General features: G+C 63.3%; 22 protein-coding genes. 8 read left to right on the forward strand and 14 right to left on the reverse strand.

What is annotated here, in order from left to right; genetic code table 11:
* Positions 1-134: 134 nt before the first annotated feature.
* Positions 135-734 (reverse strand): polyhydroxyalkanoate synthesis repressor PhaR, encoded by a 600-nt coding sequence (phaR, locus tag V1277_RS16360; protein WP_334366071.1) that lies wholly within the window; start codon positions 732-734, stop codon positions 135-137.
* A 317-nt stretch (positions 735-1051) separates the two neighbouring features.
* On the opposite strand from phaR, the gene V1277_RS16365 reads away from it, so the two are divergent.
* From V1277_RS16365 to yddG, 3 genes are all read left to right on the forward strand, one after another.
* Positions 1052-2230, forward strand: coding sequence for an acetyl-CoA C-acetyltransferase (locus V1277_RS16365; RefSeq protein WP_334371202.1), 1179 nt, complete (start codon positions 1052-1054; stop codon positions 2228-2230).
* Positions 2231-2436: 206 nt separating this feature from the next.
* The gene (phbB, locus tag V1277_RS16370) at positions 2437-3162 is read left to right on the forward strand and encodes an acetoacetyl-CoA reductase (RefSeq protein WP_334366073.1); all 726 of its coding nucleotides are present in this window, start codon (positions 2437-2439) and stop codon (positions 3160-3162) included.
* Between the two features lie 200 nt (positions 3163-3362).
* Complete coding sequence (gene yddG / locus V1277_RS16375; protein WP_334417226.1) at positions 3363-4229, forward strand: aromatic amino acid exporter YddG; 867 nt, start codon at positions 3363-3365, stop codon at positions 4227-4229.
* Between the two features lie 76 nt (positions 4230-4305).
* On the opposite strand, the gene V1277_RS16380 is transcribed toward yddG, so the two are convergent.
* Positions 4306-4740 carry a cupin domain-containing protein gene (locus tag V1277_RS16380; RefSeq protein ID WP_442894492.1) on the reverse strand — a complete coding sequence of 145 codons (435 nt, stop codon included), beginning with the start codon at positions 4738-4740 and terminating at the stop codon, positions 4306-4308.
* Positions 4740-5507, reverse strand: coding sequence for a hydroxyacylglutathione hydrolase (gene gloB, locus V1277_RS16385; protein ID WP_334417227.1), 768 nt, complete (start codon positions 5505-5507; stop codon positions 4740-4742). The genes V1277_RS16380 and gloB overlap by 1 nt, the downstream gene beginning before the upstream one ends.
* 119 nt (positions 5508-5626) lie before the next feature.
* Here gloB and V1277_RS16390 point away from each other — a divergent pair, with 119 nt between their 5' ends.
* Positions 5627-6382, forward strand: a complete 756-nt coding sequence (locus V1277_RS16390; RefSeq protein WP_334417228.1) for a methyltransferase domain-containing protein — start codon at positions 5627-5629, stop codon at positions 6380-6382.
* Positions 6383-6486: 104 nt separating this feature from the next.
* Here the strand turns inward: V1277_RS16390 and V1277_RS16395 are convergent, their stop codons facing one another.
* From V1277_RS16395 to V1277_RS16415, 5 genes are all read right to left on the reverse strand, one after another.
* Positions 6487-7230 (reverse strand): DUF4167 domain-containing protein, encoded by a 744-nt coding sequence (locus tag V1277_RS16395; protein WP_334417229.1) that lies wholly within the window; start codon positions 7228-7230, stop codon positions 6487-6489.
* Between the two features lie 491 nt (positions 7231-7721).
* Positions 7722-8603, reverse strand: coding sequence for a peptide chain release factor N(5)-glutamine methyltransferase (prmC, locus tag V1277_RS16400; RefSeq protein WP_334417230.1), 882 nt, complete (start codon positions 8601-8603; stop codon positions 7722-7724).
* 154 nt (positions 8604-8757) lie between these two features.
* Positions 8758-9837, reverse strand: coding sequence for a peptide chain release factor 1 (prfA, locus tag V1277_RS16405; protein WP_065746589.1), 1080 nt, complete (start codon positions 9835-9837; stop codon positions 8758-8760).
* Between the two features lie 56 nt (positions 9838-9893).
* Positions 9894-12161 carry a phosphoenolpyruvate--protein phosphotransferase gene (gene ptsP, locus V1277_RS16410; RefSeq protein ID WP_334417231.1) on the reverse strand — a complete coding sequence of 756 codons (2268 nt, stop codon included), beginning with the start codon at positions 12159-12161 and terminating at the stop codon, positions 9894-9896.
* A 316-nt stretch (positions 12162-12477) separates the two neighbouring features.
* On the reverse strand, positions 12478-13731 hold the full coding sequence (locus V1277_RS16415; RefSeq protein ID WP_334371186.1) for an aspartate kinase: 1254 nt from the start codon (positions 13729-13731) through the stop codon (positions 12478-12480).
* A gap of 176 nt (positions 13732-13907) precedes the next feature.
* Between V1277_RS16415 and V1277_RS16420 the strand changes: the two genes are divergently transcribed.
* The 3 genes from V1277_RS16420 (at position 13908) to V1277_RS16430 (ending at position 16312) form a co-directional block, all read left to right on the forward strand.
* On the forward strand, positions 13908-14387 hold the full coding sequence (locus tag V1277_RS16420; RefSeq protein ID WP_334371185.1) for a PH domain-containing protein: 480 nt from the start codon (positions 13908-13910) through the stop codon (positions 14385-14387).
* 3 nt (positions 14388-14390) lie between these two features.
* Positions 14391-15158, forward strand: a complete 768-nt coding sequence (ubiG, locus tag V1277_RS16425) for a bifunctional 2-polyprenyl-6-hydroxyphenol methylase/3-demethylubiquinol 3-O-methyltransferase UbiG (protein ID WP_334417232.1) — start codon at positions 14391-14393, stop codon at positions 15156-15158.
* Positions 15159-15412: 254 nt separating this feature from the next.
* Complete coding sequence (locus tag V1277_RS16430) at positions 15413-16312, forward strand: DMT family transporter (protein WP_334417233.1); 900 nt, start codon at positions 15413-15415, stop codon at positions 16310-16312.
* 122 nt (positions 16313-16434) lie between these two features.
* Here V1277_RS16430 and V1277_RS16435 read toward each other — a convergent pair whose 3' ends face one another.
* From V1277_RS16435 to V1277_RS16450, 4 genes are read right to left on the reverse strand one after another with little or no spacing between them, the layout of a single operon-like run.
* The gene (locus V1277_RS16435; protein WP_334417234.1) at positions 16435-16905 is read right to left on the reverse strand and encodes a DUF1178 family protein; all 471 of its coding nucleotides are present in this window, start codon (positions 16903-16905) and stop codon (positions 16435-16437) included.
* On the reverse strand, positions 16902-17780 hold the full coding sequence (locus V1277_RS16440; protein ID WP_334417235.1) for a carbon-nitrogen hydrolase family protein: 879 nt from the start codon (positions 17778-17780) through the stop codon (positions 16902-16904). The genes V1277_RS16435 and V1277_RS16440 overlap by 4 nt, the downstream gene beginning before the upstream one ends.
* The gene (gene grxC / locus V1277_RS16445; protein WP_334417236.1) at positions 17777-18049 is read right to left on the reverse strand and encodes a glutaredoxin 3; all 273 of its coding nucleotides are present in this window, start codon (positions 18047-18049) and stop codon (positions 17777-17779) included. The genes V1277_RS16440 and grxC overlap by 4 nt, the downstream gene beginning before the upstream one ends.
* A 28-nt stretch (positions 18050-18077) precedes the next feature.
* Positions 18078-18887: a ComF family protein gene (locus V1277_RS16450; RefSeq protein WP_334417237.1), complete on the reverse strand. Its 810-nt coding sequence runs from the start codon at positions 18885-18887 to the stop codon at positions 18078-18080.
* A 77-nt stretch (positions 18888-18964) separates the two neighbouring features.
* Between V1277_RS16450 and V1277_RS16455 the strand changes: the two genes are divergently transcribed.
* A complete protein-coding gene (locus tag V1277_RS16455; RefSeq protein ID WP_334417238.1) occupies positions 18965-19810 on the forward strand; it encodes a methyltransferase domain-containing protein in 846 nt (281 codons plus the stop codon).
* Between the two features lie 507 nt (positions 19811-20317).
* Here the strand turns inward: V1277_RS16455 and V1277_RS16460 are convergent.
* Both V1277_RS16460 and V1277_RS16465 read right to left on the reverse strand, forming a co-directional pair.
* Positions 20318-20758 (reverse strand): DUF6647 family protein, encoded by a 441-nt coding sequence (locus V1277_RS16460; protein WP_334417239.1) that lies wholly within the window; start codon positions 20756-20758, stop codon positions 20318-20320.
* 249 nt (positions 20759-21007) lie between these two features.
* Positions 21008-21334 (reverse strand): hypothetical protein, encoded by a 327-nt coding sequence (locus tag V1277_RS16465; RefSeq protein ID WP_334417240.1) that lies wholly within the window; start codon positions 21332-21334, stop codon positions 21008-21010.
* Positions 21335-21366 lie beyond the last annotated feature (32 nt).

Consider the following 21366-nt stretch of genomic DNA (forward strand, 5'->3'; position numbering starts at 1 on the left):
ACGCAGGGACCGATACGCCGCGGCCAATCAATCGGGCAGTCGGGTAGACGGCTTCGCTAAACAATCAACGCTGGTGGTTATGGGTCCCTGCGTTCGCAGGGACGACAGTGGAGAACGCGAAACGAAGGAGAGTCCTACTCTTCCTTCTTCGGCTCTTTCGACATGCGCTCGAGGCGTTCCTGCATGTCCTTCATCTGGCGGCGAAGATCGTCGATATTGTCTCCGTCGGTCGACGGCTCCGGCACCTTCTCCGGTTCCGGCGAAGTCGATCCGGCGCGCGGCGGCACGAACGGCTTGAACATCGAGAACGTCTGCTGAAACAATTCCATGTTGCGGCGGACATGTTCCTCGAGCGGCGCGAACGGCGTGCCGCTGAAGGTGTTGGTGAGCTGCTTGCGGAATTTTTCCTGCTCGCGCGTCAGCGTATCGATCGACTGCTCCAGATATTTCGGCACCACCAACTGCATGCTGTCGCCGTAGAAGCGGATCAACTGCCGCAGGAAAGTCGTGGGCAACAGATTTTGTCCGGCCTTGTTTTCCTGTTCGAAGATGATCTGCGCCAGCACCTGGCGCGTAATGTCATCGCCGGTCTTGGCGTCGTAGACGAGAAAATCCTCGCCTTCCTTCACCATCGCTGCGAGATCCTCGAGCGTCACATAGGTGCTGGTGCCGGTATTATAGAGCCGCCGGTTGGCGTACTTCTTGATGGTCGTAGGTTGGTCTGACTTTGCCATAAGCTCACACATCGACACCGAGAGCAGGGAACCCGGCAGCTTCGCCGACGGGCAGACGAGCAACGCAAACGCAGCAAAGTAAGCATTTTCAATGCGGTTCGGCTACCGTTTTGTGCGGCACGGTTAATTCCAAGGCATGGACGCTGCTACCGAAACCCCATGGGGAACAATTTGAATGCGCCGCGGCAGGATTTTGGGCGCCGGCCGATTGACATGGGTCAACGAGGTTAACAACATAAGGCGAGAGACAGGCACGCCACCCCGGCCGCCCGCCGTCCAACAACCTCAAGCCCAAGAAACCCCATAAGGAGATGTCCATGTCAGACGATGTCGTCATCGTCAGCGCCGCCCGCACTCCGGTCGGCAGCTTCAACGGCGCGTTCGCCACCACCCCGGCCCATGACCTCGGCGCCATCGCCATCAAGGCCGCGCTGGAGCGGGCGGGTGTCGAGCCGGGCCAGGTCTCCGAAGTCATCATGGGCCAGATCCTGACCGCGGCGCAGGGCCAGAACCCGGCCCGTCAGGCCTCGATCAACGCCGGCATTCCGGTGGAGAGCCCGGCCTGGGGCGTCAACCAGCTCTGCGGCTCAGGCCTGCGCTCGGTCGCGCTCGGCTACCAGGCACTGCTGAACGGCGATTCCTCGATCGTGGTCGCGGGCGGCCAGGAATCGATGAGCATGGCCCCGCATGCGCAGTATCTGCGTGGTGGCGTCAAGATGGGGGGCTTCGAGCTGGTCGACACCATGATCAAGGACGGCCTGTGGGACGCCTTCAACGGCTATCACATGGGCAATACCGCCGAGAACGTTGCCAAGCAGTACCAGATCACCCGCGCCCAGCAGGACGAGTTCGCCGTTGCCTCGCAGAACAAGGCCGAGGCCGCGCAGAAGGCCGGCAAGTTCAAGGACGAGATCACGCCGGTCACCATCAAGACCCGCAAGGGCGACGTCGTGGTCGACACCGACGAATATCCGCGCCATGGTGCTACCCTCGATGCGATGGGCAAGCTCCGCGCGGCCTTCGAGAAGGACGGCACCGTGACCGCCGGCAACGCCTCGGGCATCAATGACGGCGCCGCCGCCGTCGTGCTGATGACCGCCAAGGAAGCAGCCAGGCAGGGCAAGAAGCCGATCGCCCGTATCGTCTCCTGGGGCCAGGCCGGCGTCGATCCCAAGATCATGGGCACCGGCCCGATCCCCGCCTCGCGCACTGCGCTGAAGAAGGCCGGCTGGAACGTCGGCGACCTCGACCTGATCGAGGCCAACGAGGCGTTCGCGGCGCAGGCCTGTGCGGTGAACAAGGATCTCGGCTGGGACACCAGCAAGGTCAACGTCAATGGCGGCGCGATCGCGATCGGCCACCCGATCGGGGCGTCGGGCGCGCGCGTGCTGGTGACGCTCTTGCACGAGATGCAGAAGCGCGATGCCAAGAAGGGCCTCGCCACGCTGTGCATCGGCGGCGGCATGGGCATCGCGATGTGCATCGCACGCGACTGAACTAAAGGCAGAGTGATCGGTTGAATGATGAAAAGATCATCTCGCAACCGCGGCTCGAATTGGTAAAGATGAAATGCCCGGTCTAGCGCCGGGCATTTTCGTCTTATGCAAGCGTTTTCAACAACGCTTCAAACCAAAGGCTGAGCTTCGTCAAAAGACCGGGACAATTCCGGCATAGAAAGAAGGCCACCAAGGAGGACTACGACATGGCACGTGTTGCATTGGTTACGGGGGGTACGAGAGGCATTGGCGCGGCGATCAGCAAGGCGCTGAAGGCTGCAGGCTACAAGGTTGCGGCAAGCTATGCCGGCAATGATGCCGCCGCCGAGAAATTCAAGTCCGAGACCGGCATCCCCGTCTACAAATGGGATGTCTCTTCGTTCGACGCCTGTGCCGAAGGCATCAAGAAGGTCGAGGCCGACCTCGGGCCGATCGACGTGCTGGTCAACAATGCCGGCATCACCAAGGACGGCGCCTTCCACAAGATGACGCTCGAGCAGTGGAACGCGGTGATCAACACCAATCTCGGCTCGCTGTTCAACATGACGCGCCCGGTGATCGAGGGCATGCGCGCCCGCAAATTCGGCCGCATCATCAACATCTCCTCGATCAACGGCCAGAAGGGACAGTTCGGCCAGGTCAACTATTCCGCCGCCAAGGCCGGCGACATCGGCTTCACCAAGGCGCTGGCGCTGGAGAATGCCAAGGGCGGCGTCACCGTGAACGCGATCTGCCCCGGCTACATCAACACCGAGATGGTGCAGGCGGTGCCGAAGGACGTGCTCGAGAAGAGCATTCTGCCGCTGATCCCGATCAACCGTCTCGGCGAGCCCGAAGAGATTGCCCGCGCGGTGGTGTTCCTGGCTGCCGACGAGGCCAGCGGCATCACCGGCTCGACCATGACGATCAACGGCGGCCAGTACTTGGTGTGATGTTTCCTCGTCATTGCCTGCGACAAACGCGAAGCGTTTGCGCAAGGAAGCGATAGCGACGACCCTTCTCCGCTTGCTGCGCAAGCTTCGCAGGGTTAGGAGTCCGCCGAAGCGCTTTGACGCGAAGGCAGAAGCAATCCATCTTAGCTATACAAGCAAGAAAGATGGATTGCTTCGCTTCGCTCGCAATGACGAGACCCATGAATCCCCGTTCCGCCACACTGATCGGACTGACCGCGATCCTGATGTGGTCGCTGCTGTCCGTGCTGACGGTTGCGACTGGGAAGATTCCCGCCTTCCAGCTCGCTGCCATGACATTTGCGATCGGCGCCCTGGTCGCTTTCGCAAGTTTCCTGTTTCGGCCGGCCGCCTTTGGCGCCTTGAAGCAGCCAGCGGTCGCCTGGGTCGTCGGCGTCGGCGGACTGTTCGGCTATCACGCGCTGTATTTCCTCGCGTTGCGCTTTGCGCCGCCGGCCGAAGCCGGCCTGCTGAATTATCTCTGGCCGCTCCTGATCGTGCTGTTCTCGTCGCTGCTGCCGGGCGAGCGGCTGGCGCCACATCACATCATCGGTGCGTTGCTCGGGCTTGCCGGCACGGTGCTGCTGTTCGCCGGCAATACCGGCAGCTTTGCGCCAGGCCAGATCCCAGGGCTGGCGGCGGCCTTCGTCGCCGCCTTTGTGTGGGCCGCCTATTCGGTGATGTCGCGCAAGCTCAAGGCGGTACCGACCGATGCGGTGGCAGGCTTCTGCCTCGCCACCGCGCTGCTGGCCGCGCTCGTCCATGGCATGGTGGAGAAGACGGTCTGGCCGGAAACGATCGGGCAATGGCTAGCCGTCATCGCGCTCGGCGTCGGCCCTGTCGGTGCTGCGTTCTTCGTCTGGGATATCGGCATGAAGCGCGGCGATATCCGCGTGCTCGGAGCGGCGTCCTACGCGACGCCGCTATTATCGACCTTGTTTCTGATCCTCGCCGGCTTCGCGCAGCCGACCGCCACGATCGCCATTGCCGCGATCCTGATCGCCGGCGGCGGCCTGATCGCGGCGAAGGATATGGTGTGGAAAAAGTAGGATGGGTAGAGCGAAGCGAAACCCATCATGTCACCGCACGGATGCAATTGATGGGTATCGCTTCGCTCCACCCATCCTACGAAGAAGGCTCCCAGCCCTTCGGCGCCAGCTCGAATTTTTCAAACTCAAATCCCGGCGCCACGGTGCAGCCAACCAAAGTCCAATCGCCGTTGCTCTCGGCGGCCTGCCAGGCGTGCGGCGGGACGATCGCCTGCGGCGCCTCGCCGGCGGCAAGATTCGCGCCGAGCTTCACGCTGCGTTGCCCATCATTATCAGCGATCCAGAGCGTCAGCGCCGCGCCCGCGTAATAATGCCAGGTCTCGACCGCATCGATGCGATGCCAATGCGAGCGTTCGCCGCGCGCCAACAGGAAATAGATCGCGGTGGATCGCGAACGCCCGGCGGCGTCCACGCTTTCATCGCGAAACGTCTCGCGATAATGCCCGCCTTCGGGATGCGGCTTCAGGTCGAGCCGCGCGATGATCTCGGCGGCTTGTTTTGGCAGCGCCATCAGGACTTGTTCTTGCGTTCGCGCAGCTCGCCGAAAACTTCGGCGGCGCCGGCGCCCTTCATGTGCAGCTTGGCCGCCACCTCAGGCTCGTCGGCGCGCAGGAACACGTTGGCTTTTTTCTCATCGCCCAAGAGCACCGGGATCGTCGGCTTGTTGTCGGCGCGCAGCCGCGTGACTTCCTCGGCGCGCGCCTTCAGCGCCGGATTGTCGCCGTCGACCGTGAGCGCGAATTTGACGTTGGAAGCAGTATATTCATGGCCGCAATAGAGCTTGAAATCGTCCGGCAGCGCACGGAGCTTCAACAGGGAATCCCACATCATCGGATAATTGCCCTCGAACACCCGGCCGCAGCCGATCGAGAACAGCGTGTCGGCGGCAAACACCGCCTTTTCGTTATCGAATACATAGGAGATATGATCGAGCGTGTGCCCCGGCGTTTCCAGCACCCGGGCCAGCAGGCTTCCCACCTTGACTACGTCGCCATGGGCAGCGCGCAGGTCGACATTGGCAATCTTGGTGGACTTGTCGTGCGGTGCAACGACGCGGCAATTATATTTCTGCTTCAGCTCGGCGATGCCGCCGACATGGTCGTGATGGTGATGAGTGACGAGAATATCCGTCAGCGTCCAGCCTTCGCGCTCGAGCGCCTTGATGATCGGGGCGGCTTCCGGCGCGTCGATCGATGCGGTGGCCTTGGTCGCGGGATCATGGATCAAATAGCCGAAATTGTCGTTGAGGCAGGTGAAGGTACGAATTTCCGCGGCCATGACAGCTCCGTGGTTAAGGCTTTCAGCCCCATCATCTGCAAGAAATATGGCGTTAACGCTTGCGCGGCAATGCCATTTTCGGCGCGCCGCAACGAAACACGGTATGGTAGATTGTGCCCATGACCATCGACGTCATCGATCTCCGCGATTTCTATTCGCAGCGCCTCGGCATCGTGGCGCGGCAGTTGATCAACCGCGGCATTCGGGCGCGCTGGCCCGATGCGGCGGGGCAGCGCGTGCTCGGGCTCGGCTATCCGACGCCCTATCTCGGGCTGTTTCGCGAGGATTCGGAGCGCTGCATCGCTTTCATGCCGGCGGCGCAGGGCGTCCTGAAATGGCCGACGGGGCGGCCGGCGCTGGCATCTCTGATCGACGAATTCTCGATGCCGCTACCGGACGCCGCGGTGGATCGGATCCTGCTGGTTCACGCGCTGGAGATGTCCGACGATCCGGAGCGCTTGTTGCGCGAGGTGTGGCGGGTGCTGGCGCCGTCCGGCCGGCTGATTGCGGTGATCCCGAACCGGCGGGGCGTGTGGACGCGCACCGACAATACGCCGTTCGGTCACGGCCGGCCCTATTCGCGCGCGCAGATCACGCAATTGCTGCGGCAGACCTGGTTCACGCCGGCGGCGTGGGGCGAGGCGCTGTTTCTGCCGCCGGTCGGCAATAGCTGGTTTCTGCGCTCGGCGATGGCATGGGAGCGTGTCGGCGCCGCGCTGTCGCTGCCGTTCGCCGGCGTCCATATCGTGGAAGCGACCAAACAGGTCTATCGCGCGATCCCCGCGGGCCGCGAACGTGCGCGGCTGATTCCGTCGCTGGAGCCGGCGCTGGTGCCGTCATCGACGGCAACGCGGGACAGGCTGAGGGATTCGTAGGGTGGGCAAAGGCGCGCTAGCGCCGTGCCCACCATTTCATCCTCAGTCTTTGCAGCAAGTTGGTGGGCACGCTTGCGCTTTGCCCACCCTACGAAGACGAACGATTACTCATTCCCCGGATTGAAATCTTCGCTTGGCGCGGCGGGCGCGGCCATGTTGTCGGGGCGCGGGCCGTGCGGTCGGCGGCGCCGGCGCGGGAAACGCTCGCCGCGGCCCTCTTCATATCCGCCGGGCGCACCGTTCACCTGCGGCTGCGGGCCGGTGATGAAGGAAGGCAGGCGATCGACCCCGCCGGTATCGGCAATCACCGGCTGCGGCTGAGTTTGCGGCTGATACTGCGGCTGCGGACGGTGCTCGCGATCGCGATGGTGTTCGCGCGGCTGGTGGTCGCGCTGATAGGGCTGGTTGTCGCCGCGCTGTTCGCGTTCGCGCGGATTGTTGTCGCGGATATACGGCTGTGGCTGCTGCGGGACGAAGCCCGGCTCCTGGCCGAAATGCGAAAAGCTCTCGCCCTCGTCGTCACCGTCTTCCGTCGGCTGCATTTCGGTGTCGATGCGTGGCTGCGGCTGGTTCTGCCGGAACTGCTCCTGCGCAGCAGCGATCAGGCGGAAATAATGCTCGGCGTGCTGGTAGTAATTCTCGGCCGCGACGGGGTCGCCGGAAGAGCGCGCGTCGCGCGCTAGCTGAACGTATTTTTCCGCAACGTGCGAAGCGGTGCCGCGGATCTTGATGTCAGGCCCGTTGGATTCGAACACCCGGGTCATCGGGTTCTGACCGCGCCGGCCATCGTTCCGGTTACTGCCTTGGTTCCGGTTACGCATCCGCTTGTTGTTTTGACCGTTTCTCATGTCTCGCCTTTTATTCCAGCCCTGATGTTTTGCAGTTGCCGTCGTAGCCTGATCCGATCCGGCGCACACTCAGGCGCACCGAATCACGATGCCGTTCAAATTCATGTCGTCGATTTCGCCAACCCTCGCGTTCAGCAAAGACGCGTTCCCCAATCGGCGGCGTACATTTGCTCGCCGGATCAAATCATTCAGCCTGCCAAAACCAGTCTAACCGCCTTGCGTGACGGCTTCGCGTGACTGGCTGTTGCGTAAGTCTTCAAGCGCAATATCAGGCTTTCGTTCGCTTTACGGTCGAGAGCAGCACAGCTCCAGCTATTGCGCTCGATTCGACCTGCGTTTGGAACCTTTCACCCGGCGGGCTCTCGTTTCGAGAAACTCTGGCCTCACCCGTATGATCTTACGGGGCCAGCAACCCTGGACCGATGTTGTGAGCGGAACGTAGTCGCTCCGGGGGAATATTCCAAGGGGTTTTTTTGCGTTCCAAAAGGACTTTATCGGGCCATTTTGTGGCCCGCGACCGCCCTCGGAATGCCCGCCAGGTCGGCCTTGGGCGCCGTTGCAGGCATTAACCCTGCGGCCCCCATCAGGGCCTGGATTGGGCCGCTTTGGCCCTCTCCGGCCTCCACCACCAGGGCGGCACCCGGGGCGAGGAGGTCGGCCGCCTGGGGGATCAACGCGCGGTAGGCGTCCAGCCCGTCAGCGCCACCATCGAGCGCGGCGAGCGGGTCGTGATTTCTCACCTCCACCGCCAGACTGCCGATATCCGCCGACCGGACATAGGGCGGGTTCGAGACGATCAGATCGAACGAACCGGATAGTCCGCGCGCGTAATCGCAGGCGATGAACGTCGCGCGCTCCGAGAGGCCGGCGCAGGCGGCATTGGCCGCAGCGGTTTGCAGCGCCGCTTCGGAGATGTCGGTTCCGAATCCCTCGGCCGCCGGCAATTCGGACAACAGCGCGAGAAGAATTGCGCCGGAACCGGTGCCGAGATCGGCGATACGCATCGGACGAGCGAGGTCGCCGCCGGCGCGTAGCAGTTCCAGCGCCAGTTCGACCACCGTCTCGGTATCGGGCCGCGGCACCAGCGTTGCCGGCGAGAGTCGTAAGGGCAGACCCCAAAACTCCTTCTCGCTGATGATGCGGGCGACCGGCTCGCCTGCGAGACGTCGGCGGGCGAATTCCTCAAGGTGAGCCGATTCGTCCGAGGTGAGCTTGCGCTGCGCGACCGATATCAAGCCGGTCAGGTTGAGGCCCAGCGCATGGCCTGTCAGAATCCGCGCATCGAGTTCGGCGGACTCGATGGCGGCGGTTTTGAGTCTCGCTGCGAGCGCGCGCCGCGCGGCCTCGACTGTCTGGCCGGCGAAATCCGTCATGCGGCGAACCACAATCTCGCCGTCGTCCCTGCGAACGCAGGAACCCATAACCACAGGCCTTTATTGCTGCGAGAGGTCTCGACCCCTACCGCCCACATTGCGAGGCCGCGGCGTATGGGTCCCCGCGTTCGCGGGGACGACAGCCGGATGTTACTCACGCTGCCGCGCCCTGTGCGGCAAGCTGGGCGGCCTGGTGCTCGGTCGTCAACGCGTCGATCAGTTCGCCCAGCGCTTCGCCCGCAATCACCTGCGGCAATTTGTAGAGCGTCAAATTGATGCGGTGATCGGTGACGCGGCCCTGCGGGAAATTATAGGTGCGGATGCGCTCGCTTCGGTCGCCGGAGCCGACCTTCTCCTTGCGGTCAGCGGAGCGCGCGGCGTCGGCGCGCTGGCGCTCGGCGTCATAGATGCGCGAGCGCAGGATGTTCATCGCGGAAGCGCGGTTTTTGTGCTGCGAGCGGCTGTCCTGCATCATCACCACGATGCCGGTCGGAATGTGCGTGATACGGATCGCGGATTCAGTCTTGTTGACGTGCTGGCCGCCGGCGCCTTGCGCGCGCATGGTTTCGATCCGAAGATCTTCGTTCTTTATATCGACATCGACATCCTCGACCTCGGGCAGTACCGCCACCGTTGCAGCCGAGGTGTGAATCCGCCCCTGCGTTTCCGTGTCGGGCACGCGCTGCACGCGGTGCACGCCGGATTCGAATTTCAGCTTGGCGAACGCGCCGCGGCCCTGCACCTCGGCGATGATTTCCTTGTAGCCGCCCACGGTACCTTCCGAGGCCGAGATCACGTCGACCTTCCAGCCCTGCAAGGCGGCAAACCGCTCATACATGCGGAACAGGTCGCCGGCGAACAGCGAGGCTTCGTCGCCGCCGGTGCCGGCGCGGATTTCCAGCATCACGTTGCGGTCGTCCATGGCGTCCTTGGGCAGCAGCGCCACGCGAATCTTCTGCTCTAGGTCAGCGACGCGCGCCTGCAGCGTTTCGAGCTCGGCTTCGGCCATGCTGCGGATTTCGGGATCGGTGCCGGCATCAGCCAACAGCGATTCGGCGCCCGCAATCTCGGCCCGCGCCGTCCGATACGCCTTGACCGCATCGATCAGCGGATTGAGCTCGGCGAGCTCGCGCGTGATCTGGACGTATTTTTCGGAATTCACCTGGCCCAGCAGCTCGGCCTCGAGCGAGGCATGATGGGCGAGCAGGATATCGAGTTTGGCTTCGGGCAACATGGCGTAGTTCTCAGGCAGCGGATACGGAAAGGTGGCGTTGTCGGGACTGAGCCTCGCTACAACGACAGCCCCTCGGCTTCCGCGAATTCCGTCAGCTTCTGCCGAATCGAGACGCTGCCGGCTGGCGCGTCGAGCAGCGGCATCAGGACAGCTTCCGCCTTTTTGGCATCGAGGTCGAGGATCATCGCCTTGACCGGGCCGTGCGCAGTGGCCGACAGCGACAGCGAGCGGTAGCCGAGCGCGATCAGCGCCAGCGCGCCGAGCGGCTTTGAGGCCATCTCGCCGCATAGCGAGGCCATCTTCTTCGCAGCTTGCGCCTTCCGCACGATATCGCGCAGCGCGCGCAGGATCGGCACCGACATGGTGTCGAACCGTTCGGAAACTTTTGCGTTGCCGCGGTCGACCGCAAACAAGAACTGGAACAGGTCGTTCGAACCGACCGAAACGAAATCGACCTTCTTCAAGAGTTCGTCGAGTTGATAGAGCAGCGCCGGCACTTCTACCATGGTGCCGACGTCGATACGTTCCGGTAGCGCGTGGCCATGCTGGCGCAGGTAGGTCAGTTCGCGCTCGACGATGGCTTTGGCCTGGTCGAATTCGGCGACATCCGAAATCATCGGAAACATGATCTTCAGCGCGCGGCCGCCGCCGGCCCGCAGCAGCGCGCGAATCTGGCCGCGCAATAGTCCGGGACGGTCGAGCCCGAGCCGGATCGCGCGCCAGCCGAGCGCTGGGTTTTCCTCGATCACGGTCTCCATATAGGGCAGCGCCTTGTCGCCGCCAATATCGAGGGTGCGGAACGTGACCGGCTTGGCACCCGCGGCGTCCAGCACGGTGCGATAGAGCGCGAGTTGATCGGAAGAGCGCGGCAGGTTCTGGCCGACCATGAACTGCAGCTCGGTGCGGAACAGCCCGATGCCGGCGCTGCCGGTGTCGTCGATATGCGGCAGGTCGATGACGAGGCCCGCATTGATCATCAGTTCGACCGGTTGGCCGTCCTTGGTCACACAGGGTTTATCGCGCAGCGCGGCATACTGCGCCTGCCGCCGCGCGCGAAACCGCACCCGCTCGGCATAGGCCGATTCGATCTCGGCGGAGGGGCGGACATAGATCGAGCCCGAGGTGCCGTCGACGATGATGGGATCGCCGGGGTCGGCAATGCCGGGCGCGTTCGGGACTTCGCCGACCGCGGGGATTCCGAGCGCGCGCGCCACGATCGAGACGTGGGAATTGGTAGTGCCTTCCTCCAGCACCAGGCCGCGCAGCCGCTTGCGATCGTAGTCGAGCAGCGCCGCCGGTCCCATCGCGCGCGCGATCAGGATGGCGTTTTCGGGAAGCTGCTCGCGCGAGGGCGCGTGATCCTGGCCGACCAGTTGCCGCATCAGGCGGTGGCCGAGATCTTCCAGGTCGTGCAGGCGGTCGCGCAGATAAGGATCGGTCGAGCGCAGCATCCGCGCGCGGGTGTCGGACTGTACGCGCTCGACCGCGGCTTCCGCGGTGAGGCCGGTAGCGACCGCCTCATGCAGCTTGTGCGACCAGCCGTGGTCGTTGGCAAACATCCGGTAGGCTTCCAGCACCTCGCGGTGCTCGCCGCCATCGGCGACGTCGCCGCGCTCCAGCATGCGGTCGAGATCGGCGCGCAGCTTGGTCAGCGCTGCATCCAGTTTCTTGATTTCCTTCGGCAGGTCTTCGGCGATGTAGTTGGTGATGACGACGCGCGGCTCGTGCAGCACGACATGGCCGAGCGCGATGCCGTCGGAGAGGATCGCGCCGGTTTTGTGCAGGGAATGCCGCGCCGCCGGTTCCGCGCCGGGCTGCGCCAGCGCCGCCAGTTCGCCGGAGGCGATCATCTCCGCCAGCACCATGGCGGTGGTCTGCAGCGCCTCGACCTCTTCCTCGACATAGGTGCGCTTGGCGCGGTTCTGCACCACCAGCACGCCGAGCGTGTTGCCGGCGCGCAAGATCGGCACGCCGAGGAACGAATGGTAGATTTCTTCGCCGGTTTCCGGGCGGAACGAGAACGCCGGGTGGCTTTGCGCGTCCGAGAGGTTGAGCGGACTGGCCTCGCTGGCGACGAGGCCGACGAGACCCTCATGCGCGTTCAGCACGGTGCGGTGCACCGCGTCGCGGTTCAGACCCTCGGTGGCGTAAAGCTCGAGCGTGTTATCGATGCGCAGCACGTAGCAGGAGCAGACCTCGGCCACCATGTTGGCCGCGATCAACACCACGATCTTGTCCAGGCGTTCCTGCGCCGAGACCTTCTCCGCCATGGTTTCGCGAAGCCGTCTCAACAAGACGCGGGGACCTCCCGACGTGCTCCGCATGTGCTGGTATCCTCCCCCGCGAGGCCAGCCCGCCGGGTGGCCGGTAGCTGGCGTGAAACGCACGAAAAACAACAATTTTATTCATTCGGCGCTGCCGCAGGGCGCCGGATCCCGGCCGAATCGGGACCGCCAAACCGTGGCGCAGTTTGCGGCAACCACCTCACAGGCCGTATAGCCAATCGAGGCTCGCTTTGCCAAGCAAAACGCCTGCCAGAAGCAATAACGTGTGTGTCAGCACCGATGCTGCGCCAGCGAAGTCCGCCAAACCAAGCCGGTCTGGGATCAGACCATGCGCTAAATTTGAGAGAAAATCGTTCTAAGCCTGGTCGAGCCCGTAGAGCGTGTGCAGCGTGCGCACCGCGAGTTCGGTATAGGCGGCGTCGATCAGCACCGAAAACTTGATCTCCGAGGTGGTGATGGCGCGGATGTTGATGTTGCGCTCGGACAATGCCTTGAAGGCCTTCGCCGCGACGCCGGCATGGCTGCGCATGCCGCTGCCGATCACCGAGACCTTCGACACGTCGGTGGCGCTGTCGAGCCGGGCATAGCCGATCTTGCCCTTCGACGAGGTGATGGTGTCGCGGGCGCGGTTATAGTCGGAGGCGGGAACGGTGAAGGTGAGATCGGTGGTCTTGCCGTCCTCGGAGACGTTCTGCACGATCATGTCGACATTGATGTTGGCTTCGGCCAGCGGGCCGAAGATCGCGGCGGCTACGCCCGGCTTGTCCTCGATCTGGCGCAGCGAAATCTGGGCTTCGTCCTTGGAGAAGGCGATGCCGGTGACGACGTGGCTTTCCATGATTTCCTCCTCGCTGCAGATCAGCGTGCCCGGTGGTGTGCCGTGCGGGTCGATATCCTCGGGCTTGTCGAAGCTGGAACGTACGAACACAGGTATGTTGTGCACCATGCCGAGTTCCACCGAGCGCACCTGCAGAACCTTGGCGCCCAGCGAGGCCAGTTCCAGCATGTCCTCGAAGGCGATCTTGTCGAGCCGCCGCGCCTTGGGAACCACCCGGGGATCGGTGGTGTAGACGCCGTCGACGTCAGTATAAATGTCGCAGCGGTCGGCCCGGATGGCGGCGGCGATCGCCACCGCCGAGGTATCCGAACCGCCGCGCCCGAGCGTGGTGATCCGGTTGGTCTGCGGGTTGATGCCCTGGAAGCCGGCAATGACGGCGACTTCCTGGCGATCCTTGAATCGAGCGGTGATCTCGCTGCCGTCGATCTCGAGAATCCGCGCCGAGGCGTGGGCGTCGGAGGTCTTGATCGGGATCTGCCAGCCCTGCCACGAGCGGGCCTGGATGCCCATGCCCTGCAGCACGATCGCGAGCAGGCCCGAGGTCACCTGTTCGCCGGATGCCACCACGGCGTCATATTCGCGCGCATCATGCAGCGGCGAGGCGTCGCCGCACCAGCCGACCAGCTCGTTGGTCTTGCCGGCCATGGCTGATACAACGACGGCGACGTCATGCCCGGCGTCGACTTCGCGTTTGACGTGACGCGCGACGTTGCGGATTCGGTCGATGTTGGCGACGGACGTACCGCCGAATTTCATCACGAGGCGGCCCATGACGTCGCGTGCATTCCCTGTGAGGATAAGTTAGGTGACCCGCACGGAAAGTGGAGCGCCCGGGCCGAAAGCGGCGTATACATAGCGACGCGGTCCGGGGCAAGCACCCCCGGTTCCGTTTTCGACCCAAAAATGGCGCAAATTGCTGTGGTGACGGGTTAATTCAGGACGAGCGTATGGGGCGTTATATCGATGATATCCTGCAACCCGGCGAGAGGGTGCTGTATTCGACCAACGCACACTGGATGTTCTTTTTGCCGGCCATCGCGGCGTGGGTCGTGGCGCTCGTCTTTCTGGTGCTGTCGCGTATGGTCAGCCCCGACGCGTTGATGTTGCTTTGCCTAGGGCTGGCGGGCGTCGCTGGACTTGCGGCATTGTATTGGACCGCGACGGCCTGGTTCCATCGCTGGACCACGGAGACCGACGTCACCAATATGCGAGTCGTCCACAAGACGGGTTTCATCAAGCGGCGGACTTTCGAGATGAGCCTCGACAAGGTCGAGAGCGTCGACGTCAACCAGAGCATCCTCGGCCGCATCCTGAACTACGGCGACGTCACCATTCAGGGCGTCGGCGAGGGCACGCAAACCATTTCCACCATTGCGCGCCCGCTGGCGTTTCGCACCGCCATCACCACCCGACCGGCCGGCACCTAAATCATGGCCATACAGCGAAATTCATCCGCCGGCTTTTCTGTGATGGGCGGCAGCGTTGACCCGGCCGAGGTCGCGAAATTTTCGAAATTGTCGGATGAGTGGTGGGACCCCAAAGGCAAGATGGCCCCGCTGCACAAGATCAACCCGCTGCGGCTCGCCTATATCCGCGACGCTGCCTGCCGCAAGTTTGAGCGTAACGCCAGGAGCCTGAGTTGCCTCTCGGGGCTGCGGATCCTCGACATCGGTTGCGGCGCTGGCCTGTTGTGCGAGCCGTTGACGCGGCTCGGCGCGCAGGTGATCGGGATTGATCCGTCCGCGACCAATATTGCGGCTGCCAAGCTGCACGCCGACAAGGGGCATATGTCGATCGATTATCGCTGTACCACCGTCGAGCAGATGGACCATCGCGAGCGGTTCGACGTCGTGCTGGCGATGGAAGTGATCGAGCATGTCACGGATGTCGGCGCGTTCCTCGCCCGCTGCGCGGCGATGGTCAAGCCGGGCGGGATGATGGTGGTCTCCACGCTGAACCGCAACTGGAAGAGTTTTGCGCTCGCGATCGTCGGCGCTGAATATGTGCTGCGCTGGCTGCCGCGCGGCACCCATCAATGGGACAAGTTCGTCACGCCGGACGAACTCGCCCAGCACCTCGCCAACAACCGGCTCACCATCACCGAGCAGGCCGGCGTGGTCTATAACCCGCTCGCCGACAGATGGAGTATCTCGTCCGACATGGACGTGAACTACATGGTGGTGGCGGAAGGGGTGTAACTGATGGCGGCACTTTTACCGCATCACCAGTGTCGTCCCTGCGAACGCAGGGACCCATAACCACCAGCTTACATTGTTGAAGCGCAGCCGTCTCGCCGTGTGCCATTTCCGCGGGCCGCGGCGTATGGGTCCCTGCGTTCGCAGGGACGACGGCGGGTTTGCGGTAGGGCAGCGCATTACCGCCATGACGCCGCTCCGGTTGACCGCATTCGTGGCGCCCGGCATGGTGCGGCAGCTTCCCGCCGGTATTCCCCATGCTCTCCGTCGCCACGCTCTGGATTCCCTTCACCATCATCGCTGCGCTGGGCCAGGTCGCCCGCAATGCGATGCAGCGGTCGTTGACGGGGCCGCTCGGGACCTGGGGCGCGACCAATATCCGCTTCCTGTTCGGCTTTCCGTTTTCGATCATCTTCTTCACTGTCGTGGTGGCTTTCACCGGCGACCCTGTACCGTGGCCGACGGTGGCGTTCTGGCCGTGGCTATTGCTCGGCGCGCTGAGTCAGATCGTGGCCACCGGTCTGATGCTGCTTGCGATGAACGATCGCTCGTTTGTCGTGACCACGGCGTATATCAAGACCGAGGCGATCCAGACTGCGATCTTCGGCTTCATCTTTCTTGGCGATCATTTGACGGCGCTGAAAGTGGTCGCGATCGTGATCGCGACCGTCGGCGTGGTCATCACGGCGCTGCGGCCGGGCGGCGAAAAAGGTTTTGCGGAGTTGAAGCCGACCATCATCGGCCTGGTTGCCGCGGCGGGCTTTGCCCTGTCGGCCGTTGGCTTTCGCGGCGCGGTCATCGTGGTGCCGGGCGTCTCCTTCGTCACCGCGGCGTCGTACACGCTGGTGTTCGGCCTGTTCGTGCAGACGCTGGTGCTGACGGTCTACCTGCTCGCCCGCGCGCCTGATGTGCTGATGAAGATTTTCGGGCTGTGGCGGCCCTCGATGCTGGCGGGCTTCATGGGCGCGTTCGCCTCGCAATTCTGGTTTCTGGCGCTAGCACTGACTGCGGCGGCCAACGTGCGCACGCTGGCGCTGGTCGAAGTGCTGTTCGCGCAGGCTGTGTCGTATTACTCGTTCAAGCAGCCATTGTCGGCACGAGAGCTGTCGGGCATCGTGCTGATCGTAGTGGGCGTGGCGCTATTGGTGGCGGCGTAGTCCGAAGCCGTAGGGTGGGCAAAGGCGGATTGCGCCGTGCCCACCGTTCCAGCCACAGATATTTGCCGAGATATGGTGGGCACGCTGTCGCTTTTCCCACCCTACGGCGTCACGCTAGTCCATCAATTCCGGTCGTCCGGCAGCACCGGCAGCGGGGAGACCTCGACGCCTTCGTCGATCAGCGCGCGCGCCTCATCCGGCGTGGCTTCACCGTAGATCGGGCGGTGCTCGATATCGCCGTAGTGCATCTTGCGCGCTTCGTTGGGGAAGCGCTCGCCGACATTGTCGGCATTCTTGACGATGTGATCGCGCAATTCCTTCAGCTTGGCGCGCAGCTCGCGCTCCTGCGCCATCAACAGCGGCGTCGATTCCGATCCGGTTGCTTCCGCAGGCGCGGCCGGCGTAGGCGCAGCTTGCTCGCGGCCCTTCTTGCTGACGATCTGCGGAGCCATGATGGCGCGCTCGACCTTGACCGAGCCGCAATTCGGGCAGCTCACCAGCTTGCGCTTTTCCTGGGTCTCGTAAGCCGCGGAGCTTTGAAACCAGCTTTCGAAAGCATGGCCTTTCTCGCAGCGAAGGTTGTAGCGGATCATACCGAGCCTCGGACGAGGTGCAGATGCTCGGGGCCGGCCTTGGGATCGGCAATGCCGAAGCGTCTGCCATGTTGTAGCGACGGCACGGCTCTCCGAGCCGTCTCGACCCTGGATGTGTCGATGTTGGCGAGGAATACGCCGGGCTCGACGCCGCCCTCCGCGAGGATCTCGCCCCAGGGGCCGATGATCAGTGAATGCCCGTAGGTCTCGCGCTTGTTCTCATGCATGCCGCATTGCGCCGCGGCGAACACGAAGCAGCCGGTCTCGATGGCGCGGGCGCGCAACAGCGTGTGCCAATGTGCCTCGCCGGTTTTCCTGGTGAAGGCCGAGGGCACGGTGAGGAACGACGCGCCGGCCTCGGCCAGCGCGCGATAGAGCGCCGGAAACCGCACGTCGTAGCAGATCGTCAGCCCGATCCGGCCCCACGGCAGGTCCGAGATCACGGCAGTTTCGCCCGGCTGGTAGTTGGCGGATTCGCGATAGCTCTCGCCGCCGGGCAGATCGATATCGAACATATGGATCTTGTCATAGCTGGCGAGCAAATTGCCGTCAGGCCCGATCAGGAACGAGCGATTGACGGCGCGCTCGGGCGAGAAGCGCAGCGCCAGCGAGCCGATGTGAAGATAAATCTTCAGCTCCGCGGCCAGCGCGCGATAGGCCTTCAGCGAGAGGTCGTCTGCTTCCGATGCAAGATGCTCGAACAGCGCCTTGCGGTTCAGTTGCATCATGTTGCTCACCTCGGGCGTGAGCACGTAGTCGGCGCCTTGCGCTGCGGCCTCGCGGATCAGGTTGATGCCCTGTTCGAGGCTCGGTTCGGGCAGCAGCCCGGTGCGCATCTGCACCATGGCAGCGGTGAAGGTGGAACCAGCGCTCATGAGGGGGCCTTTTCTCCCGCCAGCAAAGCGTCGAGTTTGCCCGCGCGGTCCAATGCATAAAGCTCGTCACAGCCGCCGACATGGGTTGTGCCGATGAAGATCTGAGGGAAGGTCGAGCCATGGCCTGCGCGGTCGTACATCTGCTCGCGATGGGCGGGGTCGGCGGCCACGTTCAGTTCCGTGAACGCGGCGTTCTTGCGCGTCAGCAGCGATTTGGCGGCGGTGCAGTAGCCGCAGCCCGGGCGGGTATAGATTTCAATAGCAGTCATGGCGCGCTCTGATTGGCAAGTCCTTGAATTATATGGGAGCCCGGTGGCTGTCCACAACCCGCGCGAATACCAGCACGTCGACCTGCGCGGCCTTGGCGCGCAGTAGCGCCCGGGCGCAAGCGTCGGTCGTGGCGCCTGACGTCAGCACGTCGTCGATCAGGATGACGCGGCGGCCCTGGATGTCGGCCACGCGGTCGGCGGCGACCTTGAAGGCGCCCTGCACATTGCTGGCGCGCTGTGGTCGGGATAGCCCGATCTGCTGCTCGGTCGCGCGAATGCGACGAAGCGCCTCAGAGGCCAGTTTGACGCCGGTTTGGCGCGAAATCACCCGCGCCAGCGCGCCGGATTGGTTGTAGCGGCGGCTCCAGCCGCGTCGCCAGTGCAGGGGAACAGGGACCAGCACGTCGGCTTCATCAAGCAATTCCTTGCCTGCGCGGGCCATCCAGCGGCTCATCGCCGGCGCCAGATCGGTGCGATCCTGGTACTTCAGCGCATGAACCAGCGTGCGGGCGACGTCGTCATAACGCACCGCGGCGCGGGCGCGCTGGTAGGCCGGCGGATTGGCGATCGCCTCCATCGACAGCAATTCCGGACCCGGATCGTAGACGAAGGGGATGCCGAGCCGCGGACAGAACGGTGGTGCGATGAACGACAGTTTCGCCCAGCATGCCGCGCAAACGCCCTCGCCATCGACCGGCTCGCGGCAGGAAACGCACTGCGTCGGCAGCGCGATGTCGAGCGCGAGCCGCGGCAGGTGCGCGAATGCGTCGCGGCAGGCGCTCAACGCGCCGCGAAGCTGGCTGGAAATGGAGCGTGGTGGTGATGCCTCGGCGTCCATGGCGTGAGGCTAGCGCTGTGCCGCGTGCGGCTCAAGCACGGCATTGCCAGAGATAGGCAGCCAGCGTACCAACCGGCATGACTTCGAACCCGGCCAGCGCGCCCATCCTGTTCGACCGTGCGCTCTTGCGCGCGCGGCTAGACCGCGCGCGGCGCGGCGGGCCGGCGACATTCCTGCTCGATCGTATCAGGGAAGATTTCGAAGAGCGGCTGCAGGCAGTGACGCGAGGTTTTGCCGATGCGGCCGATATCTGGACGCCGGGCGAGCTCCTGCGAAAACCATTGGCCGATCGCTTCGCATCCATCACCCGCCTCGATGTCGATCAATCCGAAACCCTGCGCTTGCCGCCGCAATCGCTCGATCTCGCTGTTTCCGCATTGGCGTTTCAGTTCGTCAACGATCTGCCCGGCGTGCTGGCGCAGATCCGCCGCGCGTTGAAGCCGGATGGGCTGTTGCTGGCGGCGATGATCGGGGGCGATACGTTGACGGAGCTCCGGCAGAGCTTTGCCGCGGCGGAAGCCGAATGCGAGGGCGGGGTATCGCCGCGCGTCGCGCCGTTTGCGGATTTGCGGGATATCGGCGGCCTCCTGCAGCGCGCAGGGCTCGCGCTGCCGGTGACCGACGTCGATCGCGTCGTGGTGCGCTACGACAGCGCGTTTGCGCTGATGGCCGATCTCAGGCGGATGGGTGCGACCAATTTTTTGATCGAGCGGCGACGGACGCCGACCCGCCGCGCCACGATGTTGCGGATGGCGCAGATCTACGGCGAACGTTTTGCGGATGCGGACGGCCGTATCCGCGCGACGTTCGATATTGTCTGGCTCTCCGGCTGGGCGCCGCACGAGAGCCAGCAAAAGCCGTTGAAGCCGGGTTCGGCGAAAGCAAGCCTGGAAGCCGCGGTGAAGAAAACTGCTCCCAAATAGACAACCCAAGGCGGGATGAGATTAGGCCATGTACCCATAACCCGTCGGCGTGACGCGACGAAGACTATGTCCGCTTTGCCCAGCTTGCGACCAGGCTCGCGCCGCGGCGCAACATGTCGCGGAGGGTCACTTGCCGACCTAACCGACAGGGCATCAGCGGCGGCTAAGAACCTGAGAGCGGACAAGATATCCTTTTCTCACGGGTCCCTCTGGCACTTGGATAGTCCGCCGGTAATTCGCACCCCGCCACCGCGCTAGCTTAAGGCGCTGAAAGTCAGGTCGACACGGTTGACAAGGTTGACATCGGTTGACAGGGAGGTTCTTCGAAACTCTAGGAGAGACGTTCTCAGGGCCGGTCTTCCTGGTCCACGCGCAAAACTGTAATCGGCCACATGAATGGCTGCATCCACAATGGCGAGAGATCCGTGGCCGCGGCTAGCTAGATAATCGATAGCATCGGACTACGAGGCGAAGTGATTGAGCCAGGTCCCTTGGCCCATTCGGCATTTATGACCCGTCACGGCATACGCTAACCATGTAGATGCTCAGCTCATTGGTTTTGATAAGCTCGTACGGATCGGTCACCCCTTCTTCCCGCAGCCATTTGATCTGCAATTCGTATGCTTGGCGTTCGTAAGCAGCAATACAGGGGAGGACGATGTTGTTTGACCTCTGCACGTGGTGCACCAGTTCATGCACCAGAGTGCTTTTCTGTCGCAGATCATCGGGTCGCCAGCCCTGAGGCAGGTAAATTGACCCCTCGTCGCGATTGTAGAGCGCCTGCAACTCCAGTCCGCTATTTTCCGGCGAGCCGTGTCGCATTGCCATTTCCGCCGGTGTCACGAAGTGGATCGGCGGATGATGGGGAGCCGACAAACCGGTCTGGGCAACGATCCATGCGATGTAGATTGCGATCAGGCTATCCAAGGAAACGACCTCCTGCAGCAAGACCGCAGCGCGGCCTGCTGGTGACGAGCATTTCCCGAGTTTCGGAATCCTGGCTACATTGGCGCGGAGCGGATTGCTCGGAAGGCGCGATCAAGTGTTCGTATTGACGCAGGATTCGACCTGCCTGAAGGCGCCGTGAGCTGTGCAGCGCCGACGTGATAAAAGCGAAGAAGCTTCGCCTTTCCTTCTCGACGTGAAACGGAGCGAGAGGCGGCAGTACGGCCGAAGGGTGCGAAGTGTTTTTCATTATCAGGACGCCACGGTAGATTGATGATTTAATGCGTTGTCAGCACAATATCTGGAACCAACGGCCTCGAGGGCTGACCGCGCGATGGCGGCAGTTGCAGGGGCATAATCCAGGATTGGCAGGCGCTTCAGCGTGATCGGTTGCCAGAAAAAGCGGCACGCTTCAGCATGCGCTTCAAGCACGTCGATGCCGACATCGCGTAGAAAATCAGATCTGTCGCTGATATCCTCGCGCAGCTTTGACCGGAAGCAGGCGCGCTCCCACCATGTCAAAGGCAGCCGCGCAATGGCATGGTCGGCGTGACCAAGTTTATTTCTGTAAATTTGCAAGAAAAGCTCCTGAGGCAGTTTGGTCCGCGATG

This window comes from Bradyrhizobium sp. AZCC 1588, from assembly GCF_036924735.1.
GTDB lineage: Bacteria > Pseudomonadota > Alphaproteobacteria > Rhizobiales > Xanthobacteraceae > Bradyrhizobium.